At 70.2% G+C, this 12,458-nt stretch carries 10 protein-coding genes and 2 tRNA genes; 5 read left to right on the top strand and 7 right to left on the bottom strand.

What is annotated here, in order from left to right:
• Positions 1–165: 165 nt before the first annotated feature.
• From ACFU7D_RS07430 to ACFU7D_RS07415, 4 genes are all read right to left on the bottom strand, one after another.
• Positions 166–241 (bottom strand) — tRNA-Lys (locus tag ACFU7D_RS07430).
• Between the two features lie 83 nt (positions 242–324).
• Positions 325–1,899: a phytoene desaturase family protein gene (locus ACFU7D_RS07425; protein WP_378865177.1), complete on the bottom strand. Its 1,575-nt coding sequence runs from the start codon at positions 1,897–1,899 to the stop codon at positions 325–327.
• A 10-nt stretch (positions 1,900–1,909) separates the two neighbouring features.
• Positions 1,910–2,332 carry a hypothetical protein gene (locus tag ACFU7D_RS07420; protein WP_378865174.1) on the bottom strand — a complete coding sequence of 141 codons (423 nt, stop codon included), beginning with the start codon at positions 2,330–2,332 and terminating at the stop codon, positions 1,910–1,912.
• The gene (locus ACFU7D_RS07415; protein ID WP_378865172.1) at positions 2,329–2,787 is read right to left on the bottom strand and encodes a MarR family winged helix-turn-helix transcriptional regulator; all 459 of its coding nucleotides are present in this window, start codon (positions 2,785–2,787) and stop codon (positions 2,329–2,331) included. The genes ACFU7D_RS07420 and ACFU7D_RS07415 overlap by 4 nt, the downstream gene beginning before the upstream one ends.
• A gap of 76 nt (positions 2,788–2,863) precedes the next feature.
• Between ACFU7D_RS07415 and ACFU7D_RS07410 the strand changes: the two genes are divergently transcribed.
• The 3 genes from ACFU7D_RS07410 (at position 2,864) to ACFU7D_RS07400 (ending at position 6,986) form a co-directional block, all read left to right on the top strand.
• A complete protein-coding gene (locus ACFU7D_RS07410; RefSeq protein ID WP_378865169.1) occupies positions 2,864–3,244 on the top strand; it encodes an MmcQ/YjbR family DNA-binding protein in 381 nt (126 codons plus the stop codon).
• 294 nt (positions 3,245–3,538) lie between these two features.
• Positions 3,539–4,114 (top strand): hypothetical protein, encoded by a 576-nt coding sequence (locus ACFU7D_RS07405; RefSeq protein ID WP_378865166.1) that lies wholly within the window; start codon positions 3,539–3,541, stop codon positions 4,112–4,114.
• Positions 4,115–4,247: 133 nt separating this feature from the next.
• Positions 4,248–6,986, top strand: coding sequence for a BTAD domain-containing putative transcriptional regulator (locus ACFU7D_RS07400; RefSeq protein WP_378865163.1), 2,739 nt, complete (start codon positions 4,248–4,250; stop codon positions 6,984–6,986).
• A gap of 8 nt (positions 6,987–6,994) precedes the next feature.
• Here the strand turns inward: ACFU7D_RS07400 and ACFU7D_RS07395 are convergent, their stop codons facing one another.
• A complete protein-coding gene (locus ACFU7D_RS07395) occupies positions 6,995–8,620 on the bottom strand; it encodes a long-chain fatty acid--CoA ligase (RefSeq protein WP_378865160.1) in 1,626 nt (541 codons plus the stop codon).
• 115 nt (positions 8,621–8,735) lie between these two features.
• On the opposite strand from ACFU7D_RS07395, the gene ACFU7D_RS07390 reads away from it, so the two are divergent.
• Positions 8,736–9,800, top strand: coding sequence for a DUF1152 domain-containing protein (locus ACFU7D_RS07390; RefSeq protein ID WP_378865157.1), 1,065 nt, complete (start codon positions 8,736–8,738; stop codon positions 9,798–9,800).
• Between the two features lie 123 nt (positions 9,801–9,923).
• Here the strand turns inward: ACFU7D_RS07390 and ACFU7D_RS07385 are convergent, their stop codons facing one another.
• Positions 9,924–11,354 carry a PLP-dependent aminotransferase family protein gene (locus tag ACFU7D_RS07385; protein WP_378865154.1) on the bottom strand — a complete coding sequence of 477 codons (1,431 nt, stop codon included), beginning with the start codon at positions 11,352–11,354 and terminating at the stop codon, positions 9,924–9,926.
• Between the two features lie 78 nt (positions 11,355–11,432).
• On the opposite strand from ACFU7D_RS07385, the gene ACFU7D_RS07380 reads away from it, so the two are divergent.
• Positions 11,433–12,056 (top strand): YitT family protein, encoded by a 624-nt coding sequence (locus tag ACFU7D_RS07380; RefSeq protein ID WP_378865152.1) that lies wholly within the window; start codon positions 11,433–11,435, stop codon positions 12,054–12,056.
• Between the two features lie 22 nt (positions 12,057–12,078).
• Here the strand turns inward: ACFU7D_RS07380 and ACFU7D_RS07375 are convergent.
• Positions 12,079–12,155 (bottom strand) — tRNA-Arg (locus ACFU7D_RS07375).
• Positions 12,156–12,458: the final 303 nt, after the last annotated feature.

Here is a 12,458-nt window from a genome sequence, read left to right as displayed (position 1 = left end):
CTCGGATGCGGACGGCGCGACGCTACTGCGTTCGGTACAGCGGAAGCTCCGGCGATCTGGTGTGCTGACGCGATCAGCGCTGTAGTCCGCATTCCTTACGCTCGGATGGCAAGGGCTCGAAATGCAAGAAACTCCCGACCGTTTGTGCTGGTCAGGAGCCTTGTTTGGTACGCCATGTAGGACTTGAACCTACAACCCGCTGATTAAGAGTCAGCTGCTCTACCAATTGAGCTAATGGCGCATGTCTTGGAGCCCGTCAGGCGCGCTCGGCGACGAGAGGAACATTAGCAGCGGGCGCGGATGCGGCCCAAATCGAGGAGGGGGTCAGCGGAGCTCGAGGACCGCCTGGGCGGCGTTGTGGCCGCCCAGGCCGGAGACGGCACCGCCGCGCACGGCGCCCGAGCCGCACACGAGCACGGTGCCGAGGTCGGTGGCGACGCCCCAGCGGGCGGCGGGAGTGGTCAGGTCGGCGTCGTCGGGGGCCCAGGGCCAGGCGAGGTCGCCATGGAAGATGTGGCCGCCGGGCATGGCGAGGTCGGCCTCGATCTCCTGAGGGATCTTGGCCTCGATACACGGCTCGCCATCGGCGGTGCGGGCGACGACGGAGGAGACCGGGTCGAGCAGGTGGCGGTCCAGGGAGGCGATGGCGCGCTCGACGGCCTGCTCCTTGCGCTCCGAACGCGTGGCGGGGTCCTCGAAGAGGGTCGCCGGGGCGTGCAGGCCGAAGTAGGTGAGGGTCTGGGTGCCGGGCGGGACGTCGCCGAGGATCGACGGGTCGGTCAGCGAGTGGCAGTAGACCTCGCCCGGCATCTCGGTGGGGACCGAGCCGGCGGATGCCTCGGCGTACGCCCTCTCGAGCTCCGAGTAGGACTCGCCGAGGTGGAGGGTGCCGGCGAAGGCCACCTCGGGGTCCTCGCCGGAGCGCAGGCGGGGCAGGCGGGAGAGGAGCATGTTGATCTTGAGCTGGGCGCCCACCGGCTTGGCGGTGGTCGCAGGGCGGCCGAGGAGGCCGTCGAGGACGTACGGGGCCAGGCCGGAGAGCACGTAGTCGGCGGCCACGGTGTGGGAGCCGGAGGCGTCGGTCCAGGTGACCTCGGCGCCCTCGCCGACGGCCCCGCCGCTGATCGAGGTGACGGTCGCGCTCGTGACGACCTCCGCCCCGGCGGCGTACGCGGCCTTGGCGATCGCCCCGGTGACCGCGCCCATCCCGCCGATCGGGACCCGCCACTCGCCGGTGCCGTTGCCGATCAGGTGGTAGAGGAAGCAGCGGTTCTGGATCAGGCTCGCCTCGCCCAGGCCGGCGAAGGTGCCGATCAGGGCGTCGGTGGCGACCACGCCGCGGACCAGGTCGTTGGCGAAGCGGCGCTCGATCGCCTCCCCGAGCGGCCGCTCGACGATGTCACGCCAGATCGGCGCACCCACCCCCGAGCGGATCGCCGCACCCGTGGGCAGCGGGGACGTGAGGGTCGGCGCCACGACCTGCGCGAGCTCGCCGACCTCGGAGTAGAAGGACTGCCACGCGGCGTACTCCTCGTCCGACCCGGTCACCGCACGGAAGCTGGCCGCGGTGGCCTCGCCCTCGGGGGTCTCCACCAGGAGGCCGGTGGCGCGTGAGCCGTCGAGGAAGGGGGAGTACGACGCGGTCTGCCGCGACGCGAGCTCGATGTCGAGCCCGAGATCGGTGCGGATCTGCTCGGGGAGCAGCGAGACGAGGTAGGAGTAGCGCGAGAGCCGGGTCGGGAAGCCCTCGAAGGCCTGCGCCGAGATCGCCGCGCCGCCGACGTGGTCGAGCCGCTCGAGCACCAGGACCGAGAGGCCCGCCCGGCCCAGATAGGCGGCGGCGGTGAGGCCGTTGTGTCCGCCGCCGGCTACCACTACGTCGTATCTCTCCTGCGCCATGCCCTGCATCCTAGGAGGCGGCCAAGGCGGCGTTCGCGCGTTCGGTGAGGGTGGCCAGGACGCGCGCGGTCGCGGCGACGTCCTCGGGTGGGAGGTCGGCGAAGAACGTCCTGGTCAGCGGCTGCGTACGCGCCACGATCTCCTCCTGGACGCGGGCGCCCTCCGCGGTCAGCGTGAGACCGTCCGCGATCAGCCCGCGCGCGATCGCCGCGTCGAGATGGGACTCGACCTCGGCCGCGGAGACCTTGATGTTGTCGGCGGTCGAGGCGACGAGATCGGCGCGCGTGGCGTCGCCCCGGTGCAGGTAGTTGAGCAGGAGCGACTGCTCGAAGGTCAGGTCGTAGTCGTCGAGCCGGTCGAGGAGGTTCTTGCGGATCGCGAAGTAGGCGAGGCCCAGGTTGGCGCCGGTGAGCGGGGGAGCTGCGGTGGTCATGATCGGTCTCCAGGGTCGGTGTCGATGGGGGCGGCGAGCATCGCCTCGAGCGCTGCTTGCGCCTCGGCGGCACGGCGGCTGTTGCGCCCGCCGAGCGGAGCGGTGAGCTGGTCGAGCAGCCGGCCGGTCACCGCGATCGCCTCGCGGGTCACCTCGGTGCCCTCGGGCGTGATGGCGAGACGTACGGCTCGGGTGTCTTTCGTGTCGCGGACGCGCTCGATCCAGCCTTTCGTCTCGAGCTGACGGGCGAGCTTGGAGACGTACATCGGCTCCAGTCCGGTGAGGTCGGCCAGCTGCTTCTGGGTCGGGGCCTCCGAGGCGCGGAGGCCGTAGAGGGAGGCGATGAGCGAGTACTGCGCGTGGGTGAGGCCCAGGGGCGCGAGAGCTCTGTCCATCGACACCCGCAGACGCATGGCGAGGCGCCACGCGACGTGTCCGATCGTCTGCTTCTTCATGCCGGAAACCATACATGTTGATCGTAAACATGTATAGCAATTAGAAGTGTCGGCGGTCCCTGGCAGGATCGGGGGCATGGCTGAGCGTCCAGAGGTTCCCGAGGCGATGGTGGCGCGGCTGAGGGAGATCCTCGCCGCGTTCCCGAAGTGCCTCGAGGACGATGCCTGGGTGGGGGTGCGCTGGCGGGTCGGCCAGGCGACGATCGCGCACGTCTTCGGTGGCGAGGACCAGCTCTTCCGGATCGTGTTCCGCGGTGAGCCCGACGAGGTGGTGGCCTTCGAGCACCTCGGCCCCCCGTACTTCAAGGCCGGCTGGGGTGGCAACGTGGTCGGGATGATTCTCGACGACGACACCGACTGGGACGAGGTCGCCGAGCTCCTGACCGACTCCTACTGCATCCAGGCTCCGGCCAAGCTGGCCGGTCTCGTCGAGCGCCCGTCGGTGACGACCGAGTAGGGTCCGCCCAGGGTGCGACCGGCGCCGACAAGGGTGGCGCGCGCGAGGGCTGTGGGCGGCGTACGCCTGATCAACAAGCTTTCGCTGGTCACGCCCTGGTTTTCTCGTGGTGCCGGTGGTCCCGGTGGTCGTCCACTACTTCGTGCTGTGGAAATAGTCTCGAAGAGTTGGACCCGGATTGGGACCTTAGACCCTAGGCCGAACGCTTGGACTCCGGCATGTTGCCATGGTAAATCAGGGGGAACAATTTCCTTTCCAGTGCAACAAATTTCATAAGGAGTGCGAGTGCGTCGCATGGCCATGCTGGTCCTCGGGGGAGTCGTTGCGGCGGCCGGGGTCGGTTGCGGTTCGGACAGTTCCATCGACAACGGGTTCTACAGCAACAACCACCGCGAGAACCCCGCGATGGAGAAGAAGGTGATCACCGTCGACAGCACCGAGAGGATCGAGCAGAACCAGCAGCTCGGGCTGACGACTGAGGGGACCATCAAGGGCGAAGCACCGGGGATCCTGTTGAGGGTGATCGTGCACGACGTCTTCGAGACGTCCTTCACGGACGGCACCGAGACCCCGCCGGGGTCGCGGGTGATGGCCGTCGAGATCCAGGTCGTCAACGCCGGGTCGAGGGTCTTCAACGACAGCCCCGCCACCGGCACGACGGTCATCGACGCCTCGGGCAAGAAGTACAAGAGCCTGCCCAGCACGGTGACGGTCGACGGCGGCGAGGTGTTCCCGAACCCGTTCGGGCTGCAGCCGCGTGACCAGCGGACGGCCCTGGTGCCGTTCGTCGTCCCGGTCGGGGTGAACATCAAGCAGGTCGGGTTCCAGATCGACAAGGGCGGCGAGAGCGGCCTGTGGCGGGTTCCGTAGTACAGAAGCCCTAAATCTGGATTCAGCACCAACCTCCAGGCAACCTTCTGGCGGCATTACGCGTCACCATCTCTGTGGTGATGAGACGATGTTTCTTCTCGGACGTAATGCTGCGTGGTCAACAGGAGGTGTGGTGCGGGTCCGGGTCCTAGGTGCCGTCGAGCTGATCTGTGACGACGGCACGGTGCAGAAGCTGTCGCGTACGCGGCGGACTCTGCTCGCCCTGCTCGCGGCCGGCCGTGGAGCGCCGGTCTCCTCCGACCTCCTGGTCGACGAGTTGTGGAGAGGTTCACCCCCGGCGACGGGGGTGAACCTGCTTCACCAGCGCGTCCGTGATCTGCGCCGGGCGCTCGGCGAGGATCGCCGCCAGCTGCAGAGCCGGGCCAACGGCTATGCGCTGGTCGGGGCGGACATCGACCAGGCCCGCTTCGAGGACCTGATGGACCAGGGCCGCGCCTCGGCCGAGACCGGGGAGCACGAGCGGGCCAGCATGCTCTTCGACGCTGCCCTCGGGCTGTGGACCGGAGGTGCGTACGGCGCGGTCGGTGAGTCGCCGATGATCGCGACCGAGGCCGCCCGGCTCGACGAGCTGCGATTGGTCGCCGTCGAGTCCCGCGCCGCCGCCGACCTGGCGCTCGGCCGGCAGGCCGCGGTCGTGGCTGATCTGGGTCCGGTCGTCCGGGCCAACCCGCTCCGCGAGGGCCTGTGGCTGCTGCTGATGACGGCGCTGTGGCATTCCGGCCGCACGGCCGAGGCCCTGGACGCCTACCAGCGCCTCTTCCGTGTCCTCCGCGACGAGCTCGGGGTCGAGCCCTCCAAGGACGTACGCGACCTGCAGCTGCGGATCATCGAGGGAGACGATCCCGAGCCCGCGCCGGCCCGGACGTACGAGGAGATCGTGCCGCGCCAGCTGCCGCCGGTCGTCGCCGCCTTCGCCGGCCGCGAGGACCATCTGACGGCGCTGGACGACCTGGTGGCGAACGGGAACATCGACGAGGGCGGTCGGTCCGTCGTGATCTCGGCGATCGCGGGCACGGCGGGGATCGGCAAGACGACGCTGGCGCTCTACTGGGCGCACCGGACCACGTCCCGCTTCCCGGACGGCCAGGTCTTCGTGAACCTGCGCGGCTTCGACCCGTGCGACGCGCTCGACCCGTTGGACGCGCTCGGGGTGGTGCTCGAGGCGTTCGGGGTGGAGCGCTCGCGTCAACCCCAGGACATCGACGGACGCGCGGGGCTGCTGCGCAGCAAGCTCGCCGGCAAGCGGGTGCTGCTCGTGCTCGACAACGCCCGCGACAGCGAGCAGGTCCGCAGCCTGATTCCCGGCAGCCCGGGCTGTGTGACCCTGGTGACCAGCCGAAACAGGCTCTCCGGCCTGGTCGCGGAAGCCGGTGCGAGACCGATGGAGCTGGGTCTGCTCGACGACGAGGAGGCCTATGAGCTGCTGGCCGGGCGGCTCGGCGAGGACCGCCTGCTGGCCGAGCCGGCGGCCGTGGAGCGGATCATCGAGCTGTGCGCCTCGTTGCCGCTGACGCTCTCGGTCGTGGCCGCCCGGGCGGCGGTCCGGCCGGCCCACTCCCTCGCCGACCTGGCCGAGGAGCTCGGCGAGTCCCGCCTGGACGGGTTCGGCGGCGGACGGGGTGACCTCCGGGCGACCTTCTCGTGGTCGGTCCAGCACCTGTCCGACGCCGCGGCCGGGCTGTTCCGGCTGATCGGCCTGCACCCCGGGCCGACCTTCACCGTCCTGGCCGCGGCCAGCCTGGCCGGGATCTCCAGGGTGCGGGCCCGGCGCCTGCTCGACGAGCTCACCGAGGCCAACCTGCTGACCGAGTGCGCGCCCGGCCGGTTCACGCTGCACGACCTGCTCCGGGAGTACGCCGCCGACCTCGCCACCGGCGAGCCCGCGGAGGCCCGCGAGGCGGCCGAGCTGCGGATGATCGACCACTACGTCTTCAGCGCCCGGGTGGTGCACAGCGCCTACGACCCCCACCAGCGCCACCTCGATGCGCTGGAGCCGATGCGCGACGGGGTCACCCCTGAGGTCATCGGCGACAGCGTCGAGGCGTTGGCCTGGATCGGCACCCAGCTGCCGGTGATCTCCCGGGTGATCGAGGTCGCCGTCGCTCGGGGACTCGCCCCCGATCGGATCGTGCTGCTCGTCGGTGCCCTCGAGCGTCTGCTCGATCTCCAGGGACGCTGGATCGAGCTCGCCGCGCTGGCCGAGACCGCGCTCCCGGGTGTGCGCCGCAGCGTCTCCCAGGGCGGCGACCCCGCCGGGCTCGGCGTCATCCACCGCGCCGCCGGGGCAGCCTGCGGGCGGCTCGGGCGGGTCGAGGACGCCCTCGATCACCTTGGCCGGGCCCTCGACCTGGCGACGGAGTCCGCCGACCTGGTGGGGGAGGGAAAGAGCCTGCACCGGCTGGCCACCGTGGCGACGGCCTCCGGCGATCATGCTGGGGCAGCTGCGTACGCGGCTCGGTCGGCGGAGGTCTTCGCTCGCGCGGGAGACCCGATCCGGGCGGCCTGGACGACCGGGCGACTGGGTCTCTACGAGGCTCTCGACGGTGCGTACGAGGCCGGGCTCGGTCACTGCGAGGCGGCGCTCGCCGAGCTGCGCCGGGTGGCACCCGGCTATCGCAGCGAGGGCAACGTCATCGCCACCATCGGCTGGATCCACCAGCAGCTCGGCTCCGTCGACGAGGCTGCGGGCCACTTCGAGGAGGCCGTGACCAAGCTCCGCGCCGCCGGTGACCTGCCCGGCCTGGCCGACGCGCTCGGCCATCTCGCCGAGGCCCGCGCCGCCCTCGGCAAGGACGAGGACGCCCACTGCGCGAGGGCCGAGTCCGCCTCGATCCTCGCGCAGCTGGGCTGACCGTTCCGCTACGCGGTGGGCAGCTTGTAGTCGGCGTACTCCTCGCGCAGGGTCTTCTTGGAGAACTTCCCGACCGAGGTCTTGGGCACCTCGTCGATGAAGACCACGTCGTCGGGCACCTGCCACTTGCCCAGGTTGTCGGTCAGGTAGCCGAGCAGCTCCTCCTTGGTCACCGACTCGCCGTCCTTGACCACCGCGAAGGCCAGCGGCCGCTCACCCCACTTCGGGTGCGGCACCGCGACGACCGCCGCCTCGGCGATGCTCGGGTGGCCCATGATGAGGTTCTCGATCGCGACGGTCGAGATCCACTCGCCACCGGACTTCACCAGGTCCTTGGTGCGGTCGACGATGCGTACGTAGCCCAGCGGTTCGATCGCGGCGATGTCACCGGTGCGCAGCCAGCCGTCGGGGGAGAAGGAGCTCGGCGCGTCGACCTTGTAGTAGCCCGACGCGATCCACGGGCCGCGGCACTCGAGCTCGCCGGTCGTCTCGCCGTCCCAGGGGAGCTCGTCGGTGGTCCCGGGCTCCACGATGCGGAGCTCGACGCCGACGGCAGGGATGCCCGGCGACGTACGGAAGTCGGCCTTCTCCTCCTCGGAGAGCCCCGCGATCTCGGCGCGCTCGTTGAACACGCTGCCGAGCGGCGACATCTCGGTCATGCCCCAGGCCTGGGTGATCGGCAGGCCGATCGCCTCGCGCCAGGCCTCCGAGAGCGATTTCGGCACCGCCGAGCCGCCGCAGACGACGACGCGCAGCGAGGACAGATCGGCGTCCTTGAGGAGCGGGACCATGCCCATCCAGATCGTGGGTACGCCGGCCGCGATCGTCACTTTCTCGGCCTCGAGGAGCTTGATGATGCCGGCCGGCGAGAGGTCGGGACCGGGCAGGATCAGGTTGGCGCCGGCCAGCAGGGAGGAGTGGGCGAAGCCCCAGCCGTTGGCGTGGAAGAAGGGCACCACCGGAAGCACGCGGTCGCGGTCGTTGGTGCCGAAGAGAGTGCCGGCCAGGGAGGCCAGCGCGTGCAGGTACTGCGAGCGATGGGTGTAGACGACGCCCTTCGGATTGCCGGTGGTGCCGGAGGTGTAGCAGATCCCGGCAGCGGTGCGCTCGTCGGTGACCCGGCCTTCGATCACCGCCTCCTCGGCGTCGGCCATCAGCTCCTCATAGGAGACGACCCGCGGGTCGTCGGGCAGCGGGGTCGGCACCCCGTCGTCCATCACGACGATGTGCTTGAGCGTGGTGAGCTGGGGGAGAAGTGGAGCCAGCAGGCCGAGCAGCGACCGGTCCACGAAGACGGCCTCGTCCTCGGCGTGGTTGAAGGTGTAGACGAGCTGCTCGGGGAAGTAGCGGATGTTGCCGGTGTGCAGCACCCGGCCGGTGCAGGGGACGGAGTAGTAGAGCGCGAGGTGGCGCAGGGTGTTCCACGCGAAGCTCGCCACCCGGCCGTCCTCGGAGATGCCGAGCCGGTCGAGGACGCCGGCCTGCTTGCGCACCTCGGTGGCCAGGTCCTTGAACGTGTGGCGATCCAGACCTGTGGCGGTCTTGGTGACGATCTCCCGCGTCGGGAAGACGCGCTCGGCGCGCCGGATGATCGTGTCGATGGTCAGCGGTGCGTCCTGGATCAGTCCTTGCATGCTGCACATCGTGACCCAACGTGGCGCAGGTCACAACGAGTTCCCGCGAACTTCTTGACAGACGATGCGGCCGACCAGGTGGCGCCCCGGGTGCCAAGCGGTCAGAATCGACTGCGTGAGCACTCTCTTCGTCGCGGCCGGTGGTGGGGGTGATGCGCTCGGCGTGCTCCTGGCGCGTCAGGTCCTGGAACCCGAGCTGGACGATGGTGACGTGTTCGTGTCGACCTGCGCCTGGGAGCGGCTCCGCATCGACCCGGTGCCCGGCCCGCGCTCGCGAGGCGACTTCATCGGGCTCCGCCTGGTCGAGGGCGTCCGTGCGGAGATATCGACCACGACCGACACCCTTCCTCCGGGCAGGTCCGTGCTGCCGCGGCTCGCCGGCGACCTGGACGGGCGCCTCTTCCTGCACGATCTCGCGGATGGTGCGATCGGGCTCGCCCAGCAGCTTCAGCATCTCGCTCGGGCCCTGGGCGCCGACTCGCTCACGGTCGTCGATGTCGGTGGTGATGTGGTCGCTCGGGGAGACGAGCCCGGCTTGCTGAGCCCGTTGGCCGACTCGCTCACGCTGGCGGCGGCGTTGCGCAGCGGCCTGCCCGTGCGGCTCGCCGTCGTCGGACCGGGTGTGGACGGGGAGCTTCCGGCCGAGCAGGTGATCGCCATCCTCGGCGGGCTCGGCGGGACCCACGTGGGGACGCTGGGGACCGCGGACGTGAACAGGGTCGGCGACTCGCTCGGCTGGCATCCCACCGAGGCGACGACGCTGGCCGCAGCAGCCGCGCGCGGACTTCGAGGCGCCGTGGAGATGAGACGAGGACAGACACCTGTCCCGGTGAGCGAGGCGAGTGCCACCGTGTGGCGCCTCGACGTGGTCGAGGCGCACGACTTCCCGCTCGCCGAGGCGCTGATCGAGACCCGCTCCCTGGGGAGCGCCGAGACGATCATCCGCGGCATCACCGTCGACGAGCTCGACTACGAGCGGCGACGGGCCCGGGAACGTCGCGAGATCCCGCCGCGAACCGTGACTGCTGCCGACATCGCCAACGCGAGCCTCGCCCGGGGTGCCTCGCACATCACCACCCGCCGGCTTCTGGAGGCGACCAGCGGGGACGTACCCAGCTACGAGTCGGCACGCTTCGACGGGCTCGGGCTGTGGGCTCTGGATGCCCTCGCTCGGGGTTGAACCGGGCTGTGTCGGGTGAAGCGGGTCGGATCTCGACCCGCGGTCGCGGCTTCGCAAGCTCAGCCGCGCGCTCGCTCGATCTCTTCGCGTCGCGACTCTGCTCGTACCTCGCAGGGTCGCGGCTCAGACCACGGCCTCGGAGGTGGTGAGGGCCAGGGCGGGGGTGGAGGCGGCGCGGGGCCAGACCTCGGCGAGGATCTCGACTCCGCGCCGGACGAGCTCGGGCCGGGGCGTGATCGCCAGCCGCAGGTGACGCTCGTAGGCGCCGTCGACCCCGAACCGTGGCCCGGCGGTGACGAGCAGTCCGTGCGGTCTGGCGGCGAGGGTGAGCTGGGAGCTGACCGGCGCGGGCAGGCCGACCCACGCGGAGAGACCGCCGTCGATCCGCGGCGGGAGCTCCCAGTCGGGAAGGTGCTCGCGCATCGAGTGGTAGAGCGCGGCACGGCCCGCGGCGAGCTGTGCGGCGCGCTCCTCGAGGATCTCGGGCAGATGCCTGAACAGGATCGTGGTGACGAGCTGCTCCCAGATCGGGGTGCCGAGGTCGGTGGCCGAGCGTCCGCTGGCGATCTGGGTCAGCAGCACGGGGTCGGCGCGGATCCAGCCGATCCGCAGCCCGCCCCACAGCATCTTGCTCGCCGAGCCGATGTGCACGACGCGGGCCTGGTGCTCGCCGGCCATCGCGGCCAGCGGCGGGAACGTATGAGGACGGTCGATGTTCAGCTCGGCGGTGGTGTCGTCGGCCACGAGGAGGGTGTCGACCTTCGCGGCGGCGCGCAGCAGACGGAGTCGGTCCTCGGTCGACATCGAGCGAGACGTCGGGTTGTGGAAGTCGGGCATGACGTACGCCATCACGGGGGTGGTCCGGGCGATGGCCGCCTCCATCGCGGACATGTCCCAGCCGGCGTCGGTGGTCACCGGGCTCGTGATGATCCGGGCGCCGGCCAGGCTCAGGGCGTCGTACGCGTTGGGGTAGGACGGGCTCTCGGCGTAGGCCCGGTCGCCGCGGCTGATCACGGTGCGGGCGAGCAGGGCGATCGCGCTCTGGCCGCCGGTGGTCACCATGATCTGGTCGGGATCGGTCGGTAGACCGCGATCGGTGTAGCGCGCCGCGATCTCGGCGCGGAGCTCCTCGATGCCCCACAGCGTGTAGCCGGGGCCGGTCATGTGGTCGGCCAGCCGCCGGGTCGCCTCCACCGCGGCCTCCGGGAGCCGCCGGGTGGCCGGCAGGGTGGCCCGGACCAGGTCGATCTCGCCGCCCTCGGTGAACGAGTCGGGTGCGGTGGGTGGCAGCTTCGTCGTCGTACCCGAACCCTGCACGCTCAGCGCGTAGCCGTGCTCCCGCAGGCGCCGGTAGGCCGCCGTGATCGTGGTGCGGCTCAGCATCAGCCGCTCGGAGAGCTCGCGCTCGGAGGGCAGGCGGATGTCGGCGGAGAGCCGTCCGTCGATCAGCAGCAGCTGGATCCGTTCGGCGAGGTTCTCGTACGCCGGGCCCTCTCCTTGCCACTGACCGAGCAGGCCAGCGAGCGCAGTGGCACCGATTCTTCCGCGAGGCATGAGGCCACCTTACGCCAATTGGCTTCTTTACCTTCGATTGGACCCGTGATTGGCTTTGCAATCGTGAAGGATCTCTCTGTGAAGTCGCTCTCTTGGTTGATAACTGGACTCTTCCTCTACGGCATCGCACTCGCTCTGCTTCTGCGTGCCTCGCTCGGCGTCGGGCCGTGGAACGTGCTGACCTCGGGTCTGGTCGAGGCCACCGGCATCTCGTTCGGCCTGATGACCAACCTGATCGGGCTCGGCGTGCTGCTGGTGTGGATCCCGCTGCGCCAGCGGCCCGGGATCGGGACGGTGCTCAACGTGCTCCTGGTCGGCACCTCGGCCGACATCGGCCTGTGGCTCATCCCGCCCGTCTCCGGTGTGTTCGCACAGGTCGCGGTCTTCGCGGCCGGGCTGTCGCTGCTCGCCGCGGCGACCGGGATCTACATCGCTCCGGGCCTCGGTCCCGGTCCGCGCGACGGCCTGATGACCGGCCTGCACGAGCGCACCGGCGCCCCGGTCTGGCTCTGCCGTGCGGGCGTCGAGATCACCGTGCTGGCGGTCGGCTGGCTCCTCGGCGGACTGGTCGGCATCGGCACGGTCGCCGAGGCGCTGCTCATCGGTCCGATGGTGCACCGCACCCTGCCGTTCTTCCGGACCGTGTACGCCGGGAGGTCGGCCGCTGCGGAGGTCGGTGCCGAAACACGCGCGAGTGCATGATTTAACCCACACAGATTTCCGGTGGCGCCCCCGACAGGATTCGAACCTGTGACCGTCGGATTAGAAGGCCGATGCTCTATCCAGCTGAGCTACGGAGGCGTGGCCTTCGTGAGCACCCCGCTGAAGGGGGTTTGCGCAGGCCGCGCACGATCTTACCGGTGCCCGTATCCCCTGTGTGCATCGGAATCCGAAACGCTGACCGGAGTGTTACCAAGGTGTGGGGGGTATTTGGGTGCACTGTCCCCGCACTGTCGACCTGGGTGTCCGATTGGCGGACCACGAGGGTTCGAGACTGGACGCGATCATCGGTAAGGTCCCCGGACATGACTATGGAGTCCATGTGCACCTCGTGCGGTGCAGCCGTCACCGGTATGCGCTTCTGCACAGGTTGTGGGACCCCCG

The sequence above is a fragment of the Nocardioides sp. NPDC057577 genome (assembly GCF_042801335.1).
Classification (GTDB): domain Bacteria; phylum Actinomycetota; class Actinomycetes; order Propionibacteriales; family Nocardioidaceae; genus Nocardioides.
The sequence above is the reverse complement of the archived record's forward strand: the minus strand, read 5'-3'. Positions and strand labels throughout refer to the sequence as shown.

Bases quoted from the DNA above. Each gene is read 5' to 3' on its own strand.
- ACFU7D_RS07425 (WP_378865177.1), bottom strand. From the start codon at position 1,899: ATGGCGCAGGAGAGATACGACGTAGTGGTAGCCGGCGGCGGACACAAC.
- ACFU7D_RS07420 (WP_378865174.1), bottom strand. From the start codon at position 2,332: ATGACCACCGCAGCTCCCCCGCTCACCGGCGCCAACCTGGGCCTCGCC.
- ACFU7D_RS07415 (WP_378865172.1), bottom strand. From the start codon at position 2,787: ATGAAGAAGCAGACGATCGGACACGTCGCGTGGCGCCTCGCCATGCGT.
- ACFU7D_RS07410 (WP_378865169.1), top strand. From the start codon at position 2,864: ATGGCTGAGCGTCCAGAGGTTCCCGAGGCGATGGTGGCGCGGCTGAGG.
- ACFU7D_RS07405 (WP_378865166.1), top strand. From the start codon at position 3,539: ATGGCCATGCTGGTCCTCGGGGGAGTCGTTGCGGCGGCCGGGGTCGGT.
- ACFU7D_RS07395 (WP_378865160.1), bottom strand. From the start codon at position 8,620: ATGCAAGGACTGATCCAGGACGCACCGCTGACCATCGACACGATCATC.
- ACFU7D_RS07385 (WP_378865154.1), bottom strand. From the start codon at position 11,354: ATGCCTCGCGGAAGAATCGGTGCCACTGCGCTCGCTGGCCTGCTCGGT.